We start from the raw sequence: 20,816 nt of genomic DNA, 5'->3' as shown, positions 1-20,816 counted from the left end.
GATCCACCGTCGTGGCCGTGCCGAGTGCCGTTCGTAGGATGCGGCGAGCTCGGCGAACCGCATCGAACCCCGAGCCACCGTTCGTAGGGTGGGCTTCAGCCCACCGCCACGGCATCCCACCGCCGCTGGGCCGTGCATCCGCTCAACGGGGCTTGGGCGGCAACGGGTCTTCGGTGACCTCGAAACGCAGGGTGCCGATCATCTGGCCGGCCTCGGTCACCACCCGCACCTGCCATTTGCCCACCGGGTTGGCGGGGAAGCGCTGCTTGTGGGTCCAGGCGCGGTAGCCGGCCTCGCGGCCGCCGTGGATGTCGAGGGCGATGCGGTCCACCTCGCGGCCCTCGAAGCGCCACACGTGGTAGATGCGCTCGTTCAGCCCGCGCGGGGCGTTGATCGCGGTGTAGGCGTAGAGGCCGTCGGCCCGCAGCTTGGCGGCGGAGATCTGCTCCACGCCCTGCCCTGGGGTGCGCTGGTTCATCTCCGGCGTCACCGCCACTTCGGTCAGCCACAGGGTGGCCGGCGGCACCATCACCCGGCCTAGCCAGCCGGCGGCGCCCAGGGCCAGGGTCAGCCCCACCAGGGCCAGGCCCCGGCGCAGGCTGCGCACGCGCATGGCGCTGCACAGGCTGAGGAACGACAGCAGCACGGCGATGCCCAGGGCCCACTGGAAGCTCTGCGCCGTGGTCAGGTGCAGGATGATCGGCAGCGCCGTCAGCAGCACGGCGAACAGCGCCAGGGAGTGGTAGGCCAGGTACAGCCAGCGGCGCGGTGCCAGGGCGTTGTTGTAGACCGGGTCGGTGATGGAGAACAGCGCCGCCAGCCCCAGCACCCCGGTGAACAGGGCCTGGCCGCTGTTCCAGCTGGTGGTGATGAAGAAGAACGGCAGCACGAAGAAGAAGCTTTCCTGGTGGATCAGCTGGGTCAGGAAGCGCGTCAGCGCCGGCGGCAGTTCGATCTTCAGCCAGCGCTCGATGGCCCGGCGGAACAGGTTCTCCGCCAGCAGCCAGACCCAGCTCACCAGCATCAGCACCGCCACCACCTTGGCCAGGCGCGCGCCACGGTCCACCAGGATGAAACTGCCCACCCCCGAGCAGAACCCGTACAGCGCCACCAGGCGCGGGTGGCGCTGGATGAAGGCGATGAGGGCGAACAGGCGGTCTTTCCAGAACGTCATGGCAGGGCGGCGTGGCAGGCGGGGGCGGAAGGATACTGCCGTCGGCCGCAGGCTGAGAAGCCGGGCCGACGGCCAGTTCAGCGCCGCAGGCGGCGGTGCAGCCACCAGCCGGCCAGGGCCAGCAGGGCGAGCAGCGCGGCCAGCAGCCAGGCCAGTTGCTCGTAGGTCAGCAGCGGTGCCTCGATGCGCAGGTAGCCCGGTTCGGCGAACAGCGCCCGGACGGTGCTGTCGACCTGCTCCGGGGTGACCTGGGCGAAGGCCTTGGCGGTGCTCTCGAAGCGCCCGTCCTGGTAGGTGCCGAGGGCGCCCCAGTAGTAGTCCGCCAGGGCCACGTCGCCCTGGGCGGCCCAGGCCTGGCGATCCACCGCCAGCCGGCGCAGGCGCTCGAAGCTGGTCCGGTCGACGCCATGCTCGCGCAGGCGCCGGGTGGTGTCCTGCAGCACCTGCACCGCTTCGTCGAGGTCCTCGCGCTCCAGGTCGGCGTTGAGGCTGGTGAAGCTTTGCCCGCCATAGGCGCGGCGGTCCGTCCAGGGGCCGTAGGAGAGGCCGCTGCGGATGCGCAGCTGCTGGTACAGCTCCCAGTCCAGGTAGTCCTGCAGCAGCTCCAGGGTGGCGTAGTCGGCCCCATCCTCCAGCGGCTCGGGGAAGATCCAGTGCAGGGTGGCGCCATTGCCCACCAGGCCCTTGCGCAGGGTCAGGCGCGGCGCGGCCTCGGCGCTGATGGTGGGCAGCGCCGGGTGCTCGCGCACCTCCACCGGCGGCAGCTCGCCGTAGCGGCGATCGAGGTAGGCGGGCAGGCGCGGGTCGAGGTCGCCGACCACGATCAGGGACATGTTGTTGGCGCCGTACCAGGTGTCACGCACATCCTGCAGGCGCTCCAAGGTCAGCCCCTCCACCGAGGGGCGCTCGGCGCAGGCCAGGCCCAGCTCCACGGCGAGCTGCTCGTGGGCCTCGCGGCCCAGGGACTGGTGGTCCAGCAGGCGCTCCAGGTGCGAGTAGTGGCCGCCCCCCTCGCGCTGCACCACGCGCTTGGCGGCGGCGACGCGGCCCTCGTCCAGGGGCGTTTCGCGGAGGATCGCCAGCAGCAGGTCGAGGGCCTGGCGCTGGTTGCGCGCGGCCACTTCCAGCACGAAGGCGGTGTCGCTGTCGCTGGTGAAGGCGTTCCACTCGCCGCCCAGGGCCTGCATGCGCGCCTCCAGGTCGGCCTCGCCGTTGCCGGGCAGGCCACTGAAGAACAGGTGCTCCAGCAGGTGCGGCAGCTCTTTCTCGTCGCAGGCGAAGTCGTCGAAGCCGACCCCCACCACCAGGCGGATGGAGACGTGGCCCCGGTTCGGGGTGGGCTTGAGGATGACCTGCAGGCCGTTCTCCAGCAGGTAGCCTTCGACCTGGTCACGGTCGAAGGCGTGGGCCGGGGTGCCGAGCAGGAGCAGCAGGCAAAGCAGGTAGCGCATGGCGGGCGGGGACGGCGGCTGGCGGGAACGAAGCGCCGAGCATAGCGGATCGTCCGCCCCCGTGCCCGTCTACGACAGGCTGCGCCGCCCGCTCCAGAACTGCAGCGCCAACTGCCGCAGGTTGACCGCCAGCCCTGCCACCTCGCCGGCGCTGTGGTGGCTGCACTGGCCGCTGGCGGCGTTCTGGTCGGCCGCCAGGCGGATGGCCTCCAGGCTGCGCTGGATCTCGTCGCCGGCGGCGCCCTGCTGCTCCACCGCGCTGGCGATCTGCAGGCTCATGTGGGTGATCGCCGCCACCTGCTGGTTGACCTGCTCCAGCGCCTGGCTGGCGCGCCGGGCCTGCTCCAGGCTGTCGCCGGCGCGTTCGCCGCTGCGGCGCATGGCCTGCATCGCCTGTTCGCTGCAGCTCTGCAGGGCGCTGATCATGCGGTGGATCTCGGCGGTGGACTGCTGGGTGCGCCCGGCCAGGGCCCGCACTTCGTCCGCCACCACGGCGAAGCCGCGCCCGGCCTCGCCGGCACGGGCCGACTCGATGGCGGCGTTGAGCGCCAGTAGGCTGGTCTGCTCGGCCACGCCCCGGATCACGTCGAGCACCTGGCCGATTTCGCCGCTGCGGGCCTGCAGGGTTTCCACCACCCAGCCGGCCTCGCGCACCTCGCGGTCCAGTTCGGCGATCCGCTCGCAGGTGGCCTGCACTTCCTCGCGGCCCAGGCGGGCGGCGTCGTCGGTGCGGTCGGCGGCGCTGGCGCTGTGCTGGGCGCTGCGCGCCACCTCCTGCACGCTGCTGGCCATCTGGCTCATGGCGCCGGCCACCTGGTCGGTCTCCTCCAGCTGGCGCTGGCTGCCGGCGCTGCCCCGGCTGACCGCCTCGGCCAGGCGCTCGGCGTGCTCGGCCAGCAGGTGGGAGGATTCGGCGATGCGCCCCACCAGGGCGCCGGCTTCGGTCTCCAGCATCTGCAGGCACAGCGCCAGGCGGCCGAATTCGTCGTGGCGCTGGCAGTACACCGCCTGGCTCAGGGGGTTGTCGGCGATGGCGCCGGCCCGCGCCAGCAGGGCGTCCAGCGGGCGAAGCTGCCAGCGCAGCCAGGCGCCGGCGGTGAGCACCGCCACCAGCAGCGAGGGCAGCGCGGCCCACTCGCCCTCGGGGGCCAGCACGGCGTGGGTCAGCAACCCGAGCACGCCACCCAGCAACGGGCCGCCCAGCAGGCGCAGGTGCAATGGCAGGGGCGGCGGGCGCAGCGGGCGCCCGCTGGACAGCTCGGCATAGAGCCGCTCGGCCCGGGCCACCTGCTCGCGGGTGGGGCGGGTGCGCACCGACTGGTACTCCACCACCTGGCCTTCGCGCACCACCGGGGTGACGAAGGCGCTGACCCAGTAGTGGTCGCCATTCTTGCAGCGGTTCTTCACCAGGCCCATCCAGTTGCGGCCGGCCTTGAGGGTCTGCCACAGGTGCTCGAAGGCCGCCGGCGGCATGTCCGGGTGGCGCACCATGTTGTGGCTGCGGCCCAGCAGCTCCTCGCGGGTGAAGCCGCTGATGTCGATGAAGTCCTGGTTGACGTGGGTGATCACGCCTTTCAGGTCGGTGGTGGAGAGGATGTTGGCGTCGGCGGGGAAGTCCACCGCGCGTCCGGTGACCGGCAGGTTGCGCTTCATCGCTGGACCCCCTCGAAGGTGCGGCTGGGCTGCCCGTGCAGGCAGGCGAAGCTGTCCTCGCCGTCCAGCAGGCGCTGCAGGTGGTCCGGGGCGCGCGGCTGGCTGAACCAGAAGCCCTGGGCGTAGCGGCAGTCCTCGTCGAGGAGGAAGTCCAGCTGGGCCGGGCTCTCCACACCTTCGGCGATCACCTCCAGGCCGAGGCTGGCGCCCAGGCCGATGATGGCGCGGGAGATGGTGCGCAGTTCGGCGTCGTCGGGCACGCCGGCGATGAAGCTGCGGTCCACCTTGAGGATGTGCAGGGGGAAGCGCTTGAGGTAGCCGAGGGACGAGTAGCCGGTGCCGAAGTCGTCCAGCGCCAGGCGCACGCCCTGGCAGGCCAGCTCGCGCAGGCAGGCGAGGGTGTCGGCGCCGTCCTGCATCAGCAGGCTCTCGGTGATCTCCAGCACCAGGCTGGCCGGGTCCAGCCCGGTCTCGGCGAGGATCGCCCGCAGCCGCTGGGCGAAGCCCGGCTGGTGCAGCTGGCGGCTGGAGAGGTTGACCGAGCAGCGCAGGTCGGCCTGGCCGGCCCGTTGCCAGGCGCGGGTCTGGCGGCAGGCCTCGCGCAGCACCCAGTCGCCCACGGCGATGATCTCGCCGGACTCCTCCAGGGCCGGGATGAAGCGCGCCGGGGACACCAGGGCATCGCCCTGGCGCCAGCGCAGCAGGGCCTCCACCGCCACCAGGCGCGGCTGGCCCTGGTCGACCCGGCAGATGGGCTGGTAGTGGAGGAAGAACTCCTGCCGCGCCAGGGCCTGGGCCAGGGCGCTTTCCAGTTCCAGGCGCTGCTTGGCGGCGGTCTGCAGGTCCTGGCTGAAGCGGGCGATCTGCGCCTTGCCGGATTCCTTGGCGCGGTACAGCGCCAGGTCCGCCGCCTGCAGCGCGTCGATGGTCTGGCCTTCGGCCTGCAGGGCGGTGAAGCCGATGCTGGCGCTGACCACCAGGGTGCGGTCGTCCAGGTGCAACGGCTGGTGCAGGCTTTCCAGCATGCGCTTGGCCACCTGTTCGGCATCGCCCAGGTGGGCCAGGTCGTCCAGCAGCACGACGAACTCGTCGCCGCCGAAGCGCGCCAGGTGGTCGCCGGGGCGCAGGCAGCGCTTGAGGCGCTGGGCCACCTCCACCAGCACGCGGTCGCCCACGGCGTGGCCGAGGCTGTCGTTGATCAGCTTGAAGCGGTCCAGGTCGATGAACAGCAGCGCCGCCTGCCGAGCGCCGGGCTTGAGCTGGCGCTGCAGGGCCTGTTGCAGCAGCTCGTCCAGGCGCAGGCGGTTGGCCAGGCCGGTGAGCGGGTCGTGGCGGGCGGCATGGCTGAGCTGGTGCTCGGTGGCCTTGCGCTGGCTGATGTCGCTCTGGGAGCCGGCCATGCGCTGCCCTTCGGCAACGCCGCGCACCTGCACCCAGAGGTAGCCGCCGGTCTGCTGGCGGATGCGGTACTCGTGGCTGAGCCAGGGCGCGTCGCCACGCAGGTGGGCGTCGATGGCCTGGCGCAGGGCTGGCAGGTCGTCGGGGTGGACGCGGGCGAACCAGGCGGCGCTGGTCTCGCCGAGGGCGTCCCGGGGCAGGCCGAGCATGCTCGCCCAGCGCTCGGAGACGTAGAGCCGGTCGTGGGCCAGGTCCCAGTCCCAGATGCCGTCGTGGGCACCGCGCAGGGCGCGGGCGAAGCGCGCCTCGCTGTCCTCCAGGGCCTGGCGCTGGGCGGCGCTGTAGGTGTCCACCGCCAGGGAGATGTCGAAGAACACCACCTTCAGCAGGCTGCCCAGGGTGCGGGTGGCGTCGCTGTCGCCCAGCAGGCTTTCGACCATCTGCGCCAGGTACAGGCGGTAGGCGCCCAGGTACCACTTCAGGTCCACGCCGACGTGCTGGTGCACCAGCCCCACGCGCAGCCGGTTGAGCACGTAGTCCGGGTCGTAGGGGCCGCTCCACAGGCGCTTGTAGTAGTCCAGCTGGCTGGCCTTGAGCCGGGCCAGGGTGGCCGGGTTGCGCAGGATGCTGGCCAGCGGCGGGAACGCCTCCAGGTGCGCGTAGAGGTGCTCGACGAAGGCCAGGTGGACGGCCTCCATGGCGTCGGCATGGCGGTTCAGGCGCTCCGCGTCCAGGGCCTGCCAGTCCAGGTAGCGGCAGCGCTGGTCGATCTCGCGGTTGCTCAGGCCGATGCGTGCGCGCAGGCCTTCCAGTTGTCCTTTCAGCTCCATAGCGTCTCCCATGGATCACGGGCAATAAAAAAGGCGCCACGGGAGGCCGTTCCAATTGGAACGGCCTCCCGTGGCGCCTTGTCTTGCAGGCCCTTCGTCCTGCCCGGCAAAGCCGGCCCCCGCTGCCTGCGGGGCCTTCGCAGCGCTGGGTTTTACACCAGCGGGGCGGGGTGCGACAACTCTTCCCGCGCCTCTTCCAGGCGCCGGCGCAAGTGCCCGAGTTCACGGGATTTGAAGGCATGGCGGGTGCGTTCGAGCACCGCGATGGCCTCGTCCAGCAACAGGCGCAAACGGATCGCGTCGCTCAAGGACGGGTCATTGAGCCAGCGGCAAAGTGGTGCGCGGGAGCAGTCGGCAGCGTCCTCGACGACCTCGCAGACGATGCCCATGGCCGGCAGCATGTCGCGCAGCAGGCAGGCCAGCGCGGGGTCGTTGATGGCGACGAGCGGTGGTTCGGAGCGATCCATGGGCAGGGGCTTCAGGCTGATGGCAAAAGGCTACGCACTCTAGGCAGCGGTCCCTGGTCGAATATTGACCCGCGTCAGTCTGTCGCGATTCGCCATGACCGCTGGCCGGACCGGTCACTGCCGGCGGCCACGGGGGGCAGGTAGAGTGCCCGACACAACGACAATGACAGGCGCCCTGCATGAACTACGACGCGAACCAGCAACTGGTGCTCGGCCTGGTGCTGGCGGTGATGATCTTCGGCGTGTCCCTGGAGCTGCGCACCGCGCAGTTCCTCGCCGTGCTCCGGCAGCCGCAGCCGGTGCTGGCAGGCATGCTCGGGCAGTGCCTGATCCTGCCCTGGGCGACCCTCGGGGTGACGCTGCTGGTGGACCTGCACCCGGGCCTGGAGCTGGGCCTGCTGCTGGTGGCCTGCTGCCCCGGCGGCAACCTGTCCAACGTGATGACCCACCTGGCGCGGGGCAACACCGCGCTGTCGATGAGCATGACCGCGCTGTCCAGCCTGCTGGCGCTGGTGCTGCTGCCGTTCAACTTCGCCCTCACCAGCAGCCTCAACCCCGAGGGCGCGGCCTACCTGGCCGGGCGCCTGGATGCCCTGGCGATGGACCGCGGCGGCCTGCTGGTGAGCGTGTTGCTGCTGCTCGGCCTGCCCCTGGCGCTGGGCATGCTGGTGGGCAACCTGTGGCCGCGCTGGGCGACCCGGGCGATGCCCTGGTTCAAGCGCTTCGCGCTGCTGGCCTTCGTGGTCTTCGTGGCCGGCGCGGTGGCCGGCAACTGGCGGCTGTTCGTCGACAACCTCGGGCTGGTGTTCTTCATCGTGGTGCTGCACAACGCCAGCGCCATCGTGCTCGGCTGGCTGATGGCGGTGCTGGCCCGGCAGCACGGCGCCAACCGCCGGGCCATGGTGATCGAGATCAGCATGCACAACTCCGGGCTGGCGCTGGGGCTGATCTTCGCCCAGTTCGGCGGTGAGCCGAACATGGCCCTGGTGGCGGCCTTCTGGGGCACCTGGCACCTGGTCAGCGGCCTGCTGCTGGTGGCGTACTGGCGCAACCGCCCGTTGCCCGAGGAGGTGCCGGCATGCGCGTCCTGATCACCGGCGGCGGCGGCTTCATCGGCCGGCAACTGGTGGAGGCCCTGGCCGCGCGCCACCCGGACTGGCCGCTGCTGGCCACCGACGTGCGCGAGTGGCCGGCACCCGAGGGCGTGGCGCGGGCCTGGCTCGACGTCAGCCAGGCCCGGGCGGTGCATGACTGCATCCGCGCCTGGCGCCCGGACGCCATCGTCCACCTGGCCTCGGTGGTGACGCCGCCGCCGGGCATGGACGAGGCCACCCTGCACGCCATCGACGTGGGCGGCACCCGCGCGGTGCTGGACGCCGCCATCGCGGCAGGCGTCGGGCAACTGGTGGTGACCAGCTCCGGCGCCGCCTACGGCTACCACCCCGACAACGCCGAGTGGATCGACGAGGACCAGCCCCTGCGCGGTCACGACGCTTTCGCCTATGCCCGCCACAAGCGCGAGGTGGAGCGGCTGCTGGCCGAGGCGCGCCGGGCGCATCCGCAGCTGCGCCAGCTGGTGCTGCGCCCCGGCACCATCCTCGGCCGGCAGGTGGACAACCAGATCACCGCGCTGTTCGAGAAGCCCAGCGTGCTTGGCGTGCGCGGGCACGACAGCCGCTTCGTGTTCATCTGGGACGAGGACGTGGTGGACATCCTCGTCCAGGGCCTGGAGCGCGGCAGCACCGGGCTCTACAACCTCGCCGGGGATGGCGCGCTGTCCCTGGCGGAGATCGCCGGGCTGCTGGGCAAGCCCTACCGGCCGCTGCCGGCGGGGCTGATCCGCCTGGTGCTGGGGCTGCTGCGGCCGCTGCGGCTGACCCGCTACGGGCCGGAGCAGCTGGACTTCCTGCGCTATCGGCCGGTGCTGGACAACCGGCGGCTGAAGGCGGTGTTCGGCTATGTGCCGAGGTACAGCAGCCGCGAGGCGTTCCTGGCCTTTCTCGCTGCCCGGGACGGGCGCCGCTAGCGCCGCCTCGGCTACGCCTGTGCCGCCTGGCGCCGGGCCTGGCGGTATTCGCCGGGGGTCATTCCGGTCCACTGGCGGAAGGCGCGGAAGAACACGCTGGGTTCGGAGTAGCCGAGCAGCAGGGCGATTTCGGCGATGGGCAGGTCGGCGTCCTGCAGGTGCCGCTCGGCCAGTTGCCGGCGGGTGTCGATCAGCAGGTGCTGGTAGCTGCTGCCTTCTTCAGCGAGGCGGCGCTGCAGGGTGCGTTCGCTGAGGCCGAGGGCGCTGGCCAGGGCTGCGCGGTCGGGTTCGCCATGGGCCAGCTGGGCGCCCAGCAGGGCCACCACCCGCGCCCGCAGGCCTTCGCTGGGCAGGCGCGCCAGCAGGGCTTCGGCGTGCTGGCGCAGCACCGCCTGCAAGGGCGGGTTGGCCTGCTTGAGCGGGGTCTGGCGCAGGCTCAAGGGCAGCACCAGGGCGTAGTCGGCGGCGTCGAAGATCAGGGGGCAGCCGAAGCAGGCCTGGTAGGGCGCCAGGTCGGCCGGGGCCGGGTGCTGGAAGGTGGCGCGCAGCAGGCGCAGGTCGTCCAGCAGCGGGCGCATCAGCCCCACCCAGAAGGCCATCAGCGCCAGCACCCGTGGGCGGGTGGCGGGCGCACGGGGGTCGAGGGGGCGGTAGAGGGTCCAGAGCTCGTCGCCCCGGGCGTCCACCACCAGGGTGCCGCCCTCGCCCACCAGGCGCTGGTAGCGCAGTTCCGCTTCCAGGGCCTCGCCCAGGGTCGGGCTGCTTTGCAGCAGGTAGCCGAGCACGCTGAACTGCCCGGGGGCCAGGGCGCTGCCCAGGGCCAGGCCGGGTTCGGGGGTGTCGAGGTGACGGGCGATGCTGTGCCAGAGGGCTTCCTGCCGGGTGAAGGGGATGCGCGCGTCGGGGTCGTTGAGGTCGGCTTCGGCCAGGCCGCTGTCCTGCAATAGCGCGGCCCTGGGCAGGCCCAGGGCCACGGCGGCGTGCAGCACGGCCTGGGTCAGGCTGGCGCTGACCGAGGCGTGTCCGGAGGGGGTGGCAGGCGGGCTCATGGGCAGGATTCTGCCCAAGGCCGCGTCTGTCGGAAAGCGCTGTCAGCGGTGCGAGGTGATCTCCGGCGGGTAGGCCACTTCGACGTCGCGCTGCGGGTCGATGTCGTCTTCGTCCCGGGCGCTGAGCGGGGCCTCGGGGTTGTCCAGCACGGCGTAGGAGATGGCGCAGAACAGCGAGTTGAGGCGCTTCATGTCGCTGATCAGGCCCAGGTGCAGGGCGCTGGTCTCCATGCTTTCCACCACCTGCTGGTGCAGCCGCTCCAGGTGCGCATGGGACAGCCGCCGCACCAGCACGCGGAAGCGCTGCTTGGCGCGGCGCAGGCGCTTGGCGTTCTCCTGGTCGCCGTTGAGGAACACCGAGAGGCTCAGGCGCAGGTTGTCCACCAGTTGCTGGTGCAGGTCGCCGATGTCGGCCAGGCCGGCGTCGGAGAAGGAGCGCTGCTGGGCGGTCTTCTTGTGCTGCACGTCGCCGAGCATGCGCTCGATCAGGTCGCCGGCCTGCTCCAGGTTGATGGTCAGCTCGATGATCTCGGCCCAGCGCCGGCTGTCGCGCTCGCTGAGGTCCTCGCGGGGCATGCGCGCCAGGTAGAGCTTGATGGCGGTGTAGAGGGCGTCGATGTCGTCGTCCAGCCGGTGGATCTCGCGGCCCAGGCTGGGGTCGGCGCCGCGCATCAGCGCCAGCAGGTGGTTGAGCATCTGCTCGACGATGTCCCCCAGGCGCAGGGTCTCGCGCACGGCGTTGGCCAGGGCCAGGCTCGGCGTGTCCAGGGCGGTGGGGTCCAGGTGGCGCGGTCTCGCGACGTCGGTGGGCTGCTCGCGGTCAGGCAGCAGCCAGTCGCAGAAGCGCGCCATGTAGGGCGTCAGCGGCAGGAACAGCAGGCAGCGCACGCTGTTGTAGAGCACGTGGAAGGCGATCACCAGCTCGGCGGTGGAGAACGGCCAGGTGTCCAGCCAATTGGCCAGCGGGCCCACCAGCGGCAGCACCAGCAGGGTGCCGGCGAGCTTGAACAGCAGGCTGCCCAGGGCCACCCGGCGGCCGGCGGCGTTCTGCGAGGTGGCGCTGATCATCGCCAGGATGCCGCTGCCGACGTTGGCGCCGATCACCAGGCACAGCGCCACCTTGAGCGGGATCACCTTGGCCGCCGCCAGGGTGGCGCTGAGCAGCACCGCCGCCAGGCTGGAGTAGGTGATCATGGCGAACAGCGCGCCGGTGAGGGCGTCGAGCATCACGTCGCCGGTCAGCGAGGAGAACAGCACCTTCACCCCCTTGGCGGTGGTGATGGGCTCGGCAGCGGCGACGATCAGCTGCAGCGCGAGGATGATCAGCCCCAGGCCGATGGCCACCCGGCCCATCTGGCCGAGGCGGGTCTGCTTGCGCGAGAGGAACAGGATCACCCCGAAGAAGATCAGCAGCGGCGACAGCCACGACAGGTCGAAGGTCAGCACCCGCGCCATCAGCGCCGTGCCGACGTCGGCGCCGAGCATGATCGCCAGCCCCGAGGACAGCCCCATCAGCCCCTGGGCGACGAAGGACGTGACCAGCAGCGCCGTGGCGTTGCTGCTCTGCACCAGCGCGGTGACGCCGATGCCGGCGGCAAAGGCCAGCGGGGTGCGGCGCATGGCGTGGCCGAGCAGGCGCCGCAGGTCGCTGCCGTAGACCCGGAGGATGCCGGTCCGCACGATGTGGGTCCCCCAGACCAGCAGGGCCACGGCGGAAAGCAGGTTGAGCAAGGTGAGCATCGGACCCCTCCTTCAAGAAGCCGGTCGCGCGCCGCCCCAATTGCCGGGCGGAGATCGCGACACGTTCCCGGGGCCCTGGCTGCCGCCATTCCCTGGCAGGACCAGGCCCCACAGACGAGGGCGCCGCGTGGCGGCGCCGTGACATCAGACTGTCACGCGATTGTCATGTTCCGAGGCGCATCGGGCCAGCCCCGCGCTGCGCGCATCCACCTCCCTGTAAGCCAGTTAAGTCGGCAATTCCTGTCCGCGCGCGGCGTCGCCCCCAATCGGGTCAACTGATACCCTGTGCGCTCCCGATCGACGCGGCCCGCCCATGCTCAACCTCTACCACGCCAACGACCTGGAAAGCCTCGGCGAGCTGGCCTGCGCCCTGCTCGCCCAGCCGCTGGCGGACCCGCTGGCCCCGGCCAAGGTGGTGGTGCCGAGCCAGGGCATGGGCCGCTGGCTGACCCTGCAACTGGCCCGCGCCCAGGGCATCGCCATGCAGCTCGACGTGCAGCTGCCGGCGCGCTTCGTCTGGGACCTCACCCGCCAGGTGCTGGGCGAACTGCCGCCGCAGTCGGCCTTCAACCCCACCACCCTGACCTGGCGCCTCTACGACTGGCTCTGCGAGCCCGCGCACCTGGAGCAGGCGCCGCGCCTGGCGCAGTACCTGGAGGGCGGGGACGAGCGCCGTCGCCTGACCCTGGCCGCACGCATCGCCGACGTCTTCGACCAGTACCTGCTCTACCGCGACGACTGGCTGGCCGCCTGGGAGCGCGGCGAGCTGCTCGGGCTGGGCCCCGACGAAGCCTGGCAGGCGCTGCTCTGGCAGGCCCTCACCGTCGACGGCCACCCCCACCGCGCGCGCCTGCTGGGCGACCTGCTGGCGCGGCTGCACGACCCGGCGCCCCTGGCCGGGCTGCCCGAGCGCCTGGTGGTGTTCGGCATCAGCAGCCTGCCGCCGCACCACATGCGCGTGCTGGAAGGGCTGGCGCGGCACTGCGAGGTCATCCTCTTCGCCCTCAACCCCTGCCGCGAAGCCTGGGGCGACATCCGCGACATCCGTGAGCTGGCCGCCCTGCCGGAGCCGGGCATCGACGACTGGTACCTGGACGTCGGCCACCCGCTGCTGGCCAGCCTCGGCAAGCAGGGGCGCGACTTCTTCGACGCCCTGTTCACCCTTGGCGGGCAGGACTTCGGCATCTACGCCGAGGACGACGGCCTGGACGACGACAGCCTGCTGCGCGCCATCCAGAACGACATCCTGCGGCTGCGCACCCGCCACGCCGACGAGCGCCTGGCGCTGCGCCCGGACGACCGCTCGCTGGAGGTGCACGTCTGCCACTCGCCGCTGCGGGAAGTGGAGGTGCTGCACGACCAGCTGCTGGCCCGCTTCGCCGCCGACCCCGGGCTGACCCCCGACCAAGTGGTGGTGCTGACCCCCGACATCGAGCGCTACGCCCCCTACATCGAAGCGGTGTTCGCCCCCCGCGAGGGCGTGCCGCGCATCCCCTACAGCCTGGCCGACCGCAGCCTGCGCGCCGAGCTGCCGCTGGTGGAGGCCTTCCTCGCCCTGCTGGAACTGCCCCAGAGCCGCTTCGCCGCCGAGGAACTCTTGGCCTGGCTGGAACTGCCGGCCCTGGCGGCCCGCGCCGGTATCGACGCCGATGACCTGCCGCTGATCCGCGACTGGCTGCGCGAAGCCGGCGTGCGCTGGGGCCGTGATGCCCGCCACCGGGTGCGTCTGGGCCTGCCCGAGGACGACGCCTTCAGCTGGCGCCAGGGCCTGGAGCGCCTGGTGCTGGGCTTCGCCGCGCCGCCCCGGCTGGCCGGCGAGGCCCCGCCGCTGCTGGGGGACAGCTGGCCGCTGGATGCCCTCGAAGGCGCCCGCGCGCAACTGCTCGGCCGCCTGGCCGGCTTCATCCAGCGCCTTGGCGTGCTCGCCGACGACCTGGCCCGGCCGCGCCCGCTGGCGGACTGGGCCGAGACCCTGCAGGGGCTGATCGACCAGCTGTTCGACGAACGCGAGGCCGGCGAGACCCTGCTGCTGCTGTCCCAGGCCTGCGGCGAGCTGCGCAAGCAGGGCGAGGCCGCGCTGATCACCCGCCCGGTGGAGCTGGCCCTGGTGCGCCAGCAACTGGTGGCCGCGCTGGATGCCGGCGGCGGCGCCTCGGGCTTCCTCACCGGCGCCGTGACCTTCTGCACCATGGTGCCCATGCGCAGCCTGCCGTTCCGCCTGGTGTGCCTGCTCGGCCTGGACGACGGCGCCTTCCCCCGGCGCACTCCCGCTGCCGGCTTCGACCTGATCACCCGCCGGCCGCGCCGGGGCGACCGCGCCCGGCGCCTGGACGACCGCTACCTGCTGCTGGAAACCCTGCAGTCGGCCCGCGACGGCCTGTACATCAGCTACGTCGGCCGCGACCCCCGGGACAACGCCGCGCTGCCGCCCTCGGTGCTGGTCAGCGAACTGCTGGAAACCGTCGACCTCACCGCCCACGCCGACGGCGCCCCCGCAAGCCAGCGGGTGCTGGTCAACCACCCGCTGCAGCCCTTCGCCCCCGGCAACTTCGCCGGCGGCGTCCACCGTGGCTATGCCGCCCCCTGGTTCCGCGCCGCCCAGCGCCTGGCCGGCGAACCGCAGCCGGCCACCGCGCCCTTCGCCGAGCCGCTGCCGGCGCCCGACGCCGACTGGCTGACCCTGGAACCCTCGATGCTGGTGCAGTGCTTCCGCCACCCGGCGCGTTTCCTGCTGGAGCAGCGCCTCGGCCTGCACCTGGCCGAGCCCGAGGAAGCCCTCGCCAGCGACGAGCCCTTCGCCCTCGAAGGCCCCGCCTGGCGCGGCCTGCGCCAGCTCGCCCTGGACGCCGTCGAGCGCGGCTGGTCCGAGGCCGACGAGCGCCGCATCGCCCGCGCCGCCGGCTGGCTGCCCAGCGGCGAACTCGGCCACGCCCTGTGGGGCCAGCTGCGCGGCCCGGTGCGTGCCTTCGCCCCCCGGCTGTTCGACGCCCGCCCGGAGAGCGCGCCGCAACCACTGCTGGTGGACCTGGAACTGGCCGGCGTGCGCATCCACGGCTGGCTCGACGGGGTGACCGAAGATGGCCTGTTCGGCTGGCGCCTGAACCGCCTCGGCGAATGGGAGCTGGCGCCCTTCTGGCTGCGCCACCTGCTGCTGAACATCGCCGCGCCCCCCGGCATCGCCCGGGAGAGCCGCCTGCTGTCACCGGCCGGGGACTGGCAGGCCGGCCCCCTGGCCAACGCCCGGCAATTGCTGGAGCCCTGGCTGGTGGCCTACCGCGAGGCCCTCTGCACCCCGCTGCCGCTGATCACCAAGGCCAGCCACGGCTTCGCCTCCGGCTGGCGCAAGCCCGGCCGCAAGGAACCCCTGGAAGCGGCGCGCAGCAAGGCCCGGCTGGCCTGGGAAGGCCTCGACTTCGGCCCCCGTGGCGAATCCCAGGACCCCTGGTACGCCCTCGCCTTCCGCGACCGCGACCCCCTGGACGCACGCTTCGAAACCCTTGCCGAGGCCCTGCTCGGCCCGGCCCTGGATGCCCTGGCCGATGACGGCGAGGAGGACGCATGAGCCTCGACCTGCTCGACTCCCCCTTCGACGGCCGCAGCCTGATCGAGGCCAGCGCCGGCACCGGCAAGACCTGGACCCTGACCGCGCTCTACGCCCGCCTGCTGCTGGAGCGCCAGCTCGGCGTCGGGCAGATCCTGGTGGTCACCTACACCACCGCCGCCACCGCCGAGCTGCGCGAGCGCATCCGCGCGCGCCTGGCGGCGCTGCTGGCCATGTACGAGGGCGCCCCGGCGCCGGACCCGGTGCTGGCCGGGCTGCATGCCCGCTACCCGGGCGAGGACGCCCACCGCCGCCTGCTGCTGGCGGTGCACGGTTTCGACGAGGCGGCCATCTTCACCATCCACGGCTTCTGCCAGCGCGCCCTGCAGGACGCGGCCTTCGAGGCCGGCGGGGATTTCGACAGCGAACTGGCGGCCGACGACCGCGACGTGCTGGACGCCCTGCTCGCCGACCTCTGGCGCGCCGAACTGGCCGCCGCCGAGCCGGCCTGGGCGCGCTTCCTGGCGCAGAAGCGGCTGACCCCGGCCAGCCTGCGCCAGCGCCTGCGCGGGCACCTGGGCAAGCCCTACCTGCGCATCGAGCCCCGCGACGACGCCCCGGGCGACCTGGCCCCGGCCTGCGACGCCTGGGAACACGCCCGCAGCCTGTGGCTGCGCCACGCGGCCAGCTGCCTGGCCGAGCTGGCAGCCTTCGACGGGCTCAACAAGCGCAGCTACGACGCGGCCAAGTTCGCCCTCTGGCACAGCGAGCTGGACGCCTACTTCGCCGACCCGGCGGCGCTCTTCGCCCCGCCGGCGGGGCTGGAGAAGCTCGCCCGCGAGGCGCTGGCCAAGGGCTGCAAGAAGGGCTTCGACCTGCCGGATTACCCGCTCTGCTCGGCCCTGCAAGGCCTGGTGGACGCGCTGGAGGCGGCCAAACCGGCCGGCGAGGCACGGCTGATCGCCCTGCAGGTGCGCCTGCTCGACACCCTCAACCGCGAGCTGCCCCAGCGCAAGGCGGCTCAGCGCCTGCTGGCCTTCGACGACCTGCTCAACCGCCTCGACGAGGCGCTGCAGGGCGAGGCCGGCGACGCCCTGGCCGCCGCCCTGCGCGAGCGCTACCCGGTGGCGCTGATCGACGAATTCCAGGACACCGACCCGGTGCAGTACGCCATCTTCCGCCGCGTCTACCCGGGCGGCGAAGCCGGGGGCGACCTGTGCTTCGTCGGTGACCCCAAGCAGGCCATCTACGCCTTCCGTGGCGCGGACCTGGCCACCTACCTCAAGGCCCGCGACGAGGCCGCCCGGCAGTACAGCCTGGCCACCAACCACCGCTCCGTGCCACGCCTGATCGCCGCGCTGAACCGGGTCTTCGACCGCCCCCGCCCGTTCGCCGAGCCGGGGCTGGACTACCCGCCGGTGGGCGCCAGCGACAAGCCGCGCCCGCAGCTGGTGCTGCCCGAGGGCGGCGCCCCGCTGGAGCTGGTGTGGCTGGGGGACGAGCCCCTCGGCAAGGGCGAGGCCGGCCGCGCGGTGGCCATCGACACCGCCCGCCGCATCGCCGCCCTGCTGGCCGCCAGCGCCGCCGGCCAGGCCTACTTCGAGGCCGACGGCGTGCGCACCCCGCTACGCGGCGGCGACTTCGCCGTGCTGGTGGCCAGCCACCGCCAGGCCGGCGACGTGGCCGCCGAGCTGGCCACCCGTGGCGTGCCCAGCGTGCGCCGTGGCCGCGACAGCGTCTGGCACAGCGAAGAGGCCGCCGAGCTGGCCGCCGTGCTCGCCGCCTACGCCGAGCCGGGGCGCGAGGGCGTGCTGCGCTATGCCCTCTCCACCCGCCTGCTGGGCCGCGACGCCCAGGCCCTGGCCCGCTGCCAGGACGACGAGCACGCCTGGGACGAGGAGCGCGAACGCGCCGAGCGCTACCACCAGTTGTGGCAGCAGCACGGCTTCATGCGGGCCTTCCGCGCCTGGCTCGACGAGCAGGCGGTGGCCGAGCGGCTGATCGCCCTGCCCGACGGCGAGCGGCGCCTGACCAACCTGCTGCACCTGGCCGAACTGCTGCAGGCCGAGAGCCTGTTGCGCCCCGGCCTGGAGCCGCTACTGGCCTGGTTCATCGCCCAGTGCCAGGCCGAGAGCCACGGCGACGACGCCCTGCTGCGCCTGGAAAGCGATGCCGAGCGGGTGCAGATCGTCACCGTGCACACCTCCAAGGGCCTGGAATACCCGCTGGTGTTCTGCCCCTACCTGTGGGACGGCGCGCTGCTGCGCCGGGACGAAGACATCACCTGCCACGCCGAGGACGGCACCCCGCTGCTGGACCTGGGCGGCCCCGAGCTGGAGGCCCACCGCGAGCGCGCCCGCCGCGAGCGCTTCGCCGAACGCCTGCGCCTGGCCTACGTGGCCCTCACCCGCCCCCGCGACCGCCTCTGGCTGCACTGGGGCCCGGTGGCGGTGCCCAAGCCGAAGAAGGACGGCGGCCTGCCCGATGACGGGCTGCACACCAGCGCCCTGGCCTGGCTGCTGCACGGCCGCACCCTGCCCGGCGACGCGCCCCTGGACGAACTGGCCGGCCACCTGGCGGCCCTGGAAGGCCCCGGCCTGCGCAAGGAGCTGGAGGCCCTGGCCGCCGACAGCGCGGGCGACATCGCCGTGGTGCCCCTGCGCGAGGCCGAGGCCAGCGCCCAGGGCGAGCACCGCGCCCCGCCGCCGACGGCCCTGGCGCAGCTGCAGCGCACCCTGCACAGCGCCTGGCGGGTCGGCAGCTTCTCCGGCCTGGCGGCCGGCATGCACATGGAGGCGCCAGACCGCGACGCCTTCTTCGTGCCGCCGGCCACCGACCCGGGCAGCGGCTTCCACGCCTTCCCGCGCGGCGCCCGGGCGGGCACCTGCCTGCACGCCATCCTCGAGGACTGGGTGCGCGGCGAGGGCGAGCTGGCCACGCTGGTGGACACCCACCTCAAGGGCCACGGCCTGCCGCTGGAATGGGCCGAGACCGCGACCCTGCACCTGCGCCAGGTGCTGGACACCGACCTCGACGGCGCCGGCCTGACCCTGGCCGGGCTCGACCCGGCGCGGCGCCTGCCGGAACTGGGCTTCACCTTCCCGGTGCGCCAGCTCGACCTGCACGGCCTGCGCGCGGTGCTGGCGGACCCGGCCCACGGCCTGCCGGCGCCCATGCGCGCGGCGGCCGAGCGCCTGGAGTTCGACACCCTCAACGGCTTCATGAAGGGCTTCATCGACCTCACCTTCGAGCACCAGGGGCGCTGGTACATCGCCGACTACAAGTCCAACTGGCTGGGTCCCGACGCCAGCTACTACGGCGGCGAACGCCTGGAGCAGGCCATCGCCGCCGAGCACTACCACCTGCAGTACCTGATCTACCTGGTGGCGCTGCGGCGCTTCCTGCGCCAGCGCCTGGACGGCTTCGGCCCGGACGGGCTGGGCGGCGCCTACTACCTGTTCCTGCGCGGCATGCCCGACGCCGGGGTGTACTTCCACCGCCCGGACGACGCGCTGCTGGACGCGCTGGACCGGCTGTTCGAGGAGGGCCACCCGTGACGCCTGCCGACCTGCCCCTGGGGCCGCTGGAGCGCTTCTTCGCCGACAGCCTGCTGCACCTGGAGCCCGACGCGCCGTTGCCGGTGCTGGTGGCCGGGGTGCTCTGCTGCCAGGCCCTGGCGGCGGGCGACGTGTGCCTGCCCCTGGCCCGCCTGGCCGGCCAGCGGGTGTTCGACGAGGGCATCGAGGGTTTCGACCTGCCGCCCCTGGACACCTGGCGGGCACAGCTGGCGGCCTCGCCGCTGGTGGCCACGGCCGGCGGTTACGCGCCGCTGACCCTGGACGGCGACCGTCTCTACCTCAGCCGCTACCACGCCTACGAGGCGCGCCTGGCCGAGGCCCTGCTGGGGCTGGCCACCGCCCGCCCGCCGGTGGACGAGGCGCAGCTGGGCGAGTCCCTGGCGCGGTTGTTCGCCCGCAACACCCAGTCGCCGGACTGGCAGCGGCTGGCCGCCGCCCAGGCGGTGCGGCGCAACCTGGCGGTGATCTCCGGCGGCCCCGGCACCGGCAAGACCACCACCGTGGTGCGCCTGCTGGCGTCCCTGCTGGAGCAGCCCGGCGGCGAGCGCCTGGCCATCGGCCTGGCGGCCCCCACCGGCAAGGCGGCGGCACGCATGGCGGAGGCGATCCGCAACGCCAAGGCCGACCTGCCGGTGAGCGACGCGGTGAAGGCCCTGCTGCCGGAGGAGGCGCGCACTCTGCACCGCCTGCTCGGCAGCCACGGCGACAGCCCCCGGGTGCGCCACCACGCCGAGAACCCGTTGCCGCTGGACGTGCTGGTGGTGGACGAGGCCTCGATGGTGGACCTGGCGCTGATGGCCAAGCTGGTGGACGCGCTGCCCCCGGGGGCGCGGCTGATCCTGCTGGGGGACAAGGACCAGCTGGCGGCGGTGGAGGCCGGCGCGGTGTTCGCCGAACTCTGCGAGGGCCGCGGCCTGGACACCACGGCGGCGGCCGAGCTGGAGCGCATCACCGGCCAGCCGGTGCCGGCGGAGACGCCCACCTCGCGCCTGGGGGATTCGGTGGTGCTGCTGACCCACAGCCACCGCTTCGCCGGGGACAGCGGCATCGGCGAGCTGGCGCGGCGGATCAACGCCGGCGACGCCCGCGGTACCCTGGCGCTGCTGCGCGAGGGCCGCGCCGACCTGGCCTGGAACGCCGGGCCGCTGCAGGCCGCGCTGCTGGAGCGCCTGGATGTGGGCTACGCCCCCTTCATCAGTGCGGCGCGCCGGGGCGACCCGACGGCCGCCTTCGCGGCCTTCGCCGAATTCCGCGCCCTCACCGCCCAGCGCGAGGGGCCCTGGGGCGTGGCCGGGATCAACGAGGCGCTGGAGGCGCGCATCAAGCGCCGTCTGGGCATCGCCAGCCGCGAGCGCTGGTACCCGGGACGGGCGGTGATGGTGCGGCAGAACGACTACGCCCTGGGGCTGTTCAACGGCGACGTCGGCATCTGCCTGCCGACCCCCAATGGGCTGCGGGTGTTCTTCGAGGGCGAGGACGGCCACCGGCCCTTCTCCCCGGCCCGCCTGCCCAGCCACGACAGCGCCTTCGCCATGACGGTGCACAAGAGCCAGGGTTCGGAGTTCCGCGAGGTGCTGCTGGTGCTGCCGGAGCAGCCGAGCCCGCTGCTCAGCCGCTCGCTGTTCTACACCGGCATCACCCGCGCCCGGCAGCGGGTGGAGATCTGGGGCCTGCCCCAGCGCCTGGCTGAGGCGGTGAGCACCCGCGCCGAGCGGGCGGCGGGGCTGGCCGAGCGCCTGGCCCGTGAGCCGCAGCCGGCGGCGCCTCCGGCATCGGTGGCCGTTTCTGCGGCTCCGGCGGTATCGGTGCTGCCGGCTGGGGAACAGTTGGATCTGTTCTAGGGTGCTGGAGCGTTTGAGCGGTGGGCTGAAGCCCACCCTACGCCCACCCCACCCTCGCTCTGCGCCTG

General features: G+C 72.9%; 12 protein-coding genes. 5 read left to right on the top strand and 7 right to left on the bottom strand.

Going from position 1 to position 20,816, the window contains the following annotated elements; all coding sequences use genetic code 11:
• Window positions 1–142: 142 nt before the first annotated feature.
• From FBY21_RS19815 to FBY21_RS19795, 5 genes are all read right to left on the bottom strand, one after another.
• On the bottom strand, window positions 143–1,174 hold the full coding sequence (locus FBY21_RS19815; protein ID WP_044401418.1) for a DUF5924 family protein: 1,032 nt from the start codon (window positions 1,172–1,174) through the stop codon (window positions 143–145).
• Between the two features lie 77 nt (window positions 1,175–1,251).
• Window positions 1,252–2,625, bottom strand: a complete 1,374-nt coding sequence (locus FBY21_RS19810; protein WP_044401421.1) for a M16 family metallopeptidase — start codon at window positions 2,623–2,625, stop codon at window positions 1,252–1,254.
• Window positions 2,626–2,694: 69 nt separating this feature from the next.
• On the bottom strand, window positions 2,695–4,278 hold the full coding sequence (locus FBY21_RS19805; protein WP_142013124.1) for a PAS domain-containing methyl-accepting chemotaxis protein: 1,584 nt from the start codon (window positions 4,276–4,278) through the stop codon (window positions 2,695–2,697).
• Window positions 4,275–6,506 carry a putative bifunctional diguanylate cyclase/phosphodiesterase gene (locus tag FBY21_RS19800; protein WP_142013121.1) on the bottom strand — a complete coding sequence of 744 codons (2,232 nt, stop codon included), beginning with the start codon at window positions 6,504–6,506 and terminating at the stop codon, window positions 4,275–4,277. The genes FBY21_RS19805 and FBY21_RS19800 overlap by 4 nt, the downstream gene beginning before the upstream one ends.
• Window positions 6,507–6,658: 152 nt before the next feature.
• Window positions 6,659–6,973 carry a hypothetical protein gene (locus FBY21_RS19795; protein ID WP_142013119.1) on the bottom strand — a complete coding sequence of 105 codons (315 nt, stop codon included), beginning with the start codon at window positions 6,971–6,973 and terminating at the stop codon, window positions 6,659–6,661.
• A 179-nt stretch (window positions 6,974–7,152) separates the two neighbouring features.
• On the opposite strand from FBY21_RS19795, the gene FBY21_RS19790 reads away from it, so the two are divergent.
• Window positions 7,153–8,064 (top strand): bile acid:sodium symporter family protein, encoded by a 912-nt coding sequence (locus FBY21_RS19790; protein WP_044401433.1) that lies wholly within the window; start codon window positions 7,153–7,155, stop codon window positions 8,062–8,064.
• Entirely contained in the window at window positions 8,052–8,999 is a 948-nt protein-coding gene (locus tag FBY21_RS19785) for an SDR family oxidoreductase (protein ID WP_142013117.1), read from the top strand. The genes FBY21_RS19790 and FBY21_RS19785 overlap by 13 nt, the downstream gene beginning before the upstream one ends.
• An 11-nt stretch (window positions 9,000–9,010) precedes the next feature.
• Here FBY21_RS19785 and FBY21_RS19780 read toward each other — a convergent pair whose 3' ends face one another.
• Window positions 9,011–10,048, bottom strand: coding sequence for an AraC family transcriptional regulator (locus FBY21_RS19780; RefSeq protein ID WP_142013113.1), 1,038 nt, complete (start codon window positions 10,046–10,048; stop codon window positions 9,011–9,013).
• Window positions 10,049–10,090: 42 nt separating this feature from the next.
• Complete coding sequence (locus tag FBY21_RS19775) at window positions 10,091–11,788, bottom strand: Na/Pi cotransporter family protein (protein ID WP_044401442.1); 1,698 nt, start codon at window positions 11,786–11,788, stop codon at window positions 10,091–10,093.
• Window positions 11,789–12,101: 313 nt separating this feature from the next.
• Here FBY21_RS19775 and recC point away from each other — a divergent pair, with 313 nt between their 5' ends.
• From recC to recD, 3 genes are read left to right on the top strand one after another with little or no spacing between them, the layout of a single operon-like run.
• Window positions 12,102–15,350 (top strand): exodeoxyribonuclease V subunit gamma, encoded by a 3,249-nt coding sequence (recC, locus tag FBY21_RS19770; RefSeq protein ID WP_142013111.1) that lies wholly within the window; start codon window positions 12,102–12,104, stop codon window positions 15,348–15,350.
• A complete protein-coding gene (gene recB / locus FBY21_RS19765; RefSeq protein WP_142013107.1) occupies window positions 15,347–18,886 on the top strand; it encodes an exodeoxyribonuclease V subunit beta in 3,540 nt (1,179 codons plus the stop codon). The genes recC and recB overlap by 4 nt, the downstream gene beginning before the upstream one ends.
• Window positions 18,883–20,748, top strand: a complete 1,866-nt coding sequence (gene recD / locus FBY21_RS19760) for an exodeoxyribonuclease V subunit alpha (protein WP_142013104.1) — start codon at window positions 18,883–18,885, stop codon at window positions 20,746–20,748. The genes recB and recD overlap by 4 nt, the downstream gene beginning before the upstream one ends.
• The last annotated feature ends 68 nt before the right edge of the window (window positions 20,749–20,816 follow it).

Origin of the sequence: Pseudomonas sp. SLBN-26 (assembly GCF_006715895.1) — a bacterium.
Classification (GTDB): Bacteria; Pseudomonadota; Gammaproteobacteria; order Pseudomonadales; family Pseudomonadaceae; genus Metapseudomonas; species Metapseudomonas otitidis.
This window is presented reverse-complemented; position numbering and strand designations above follow the sequence as displayed.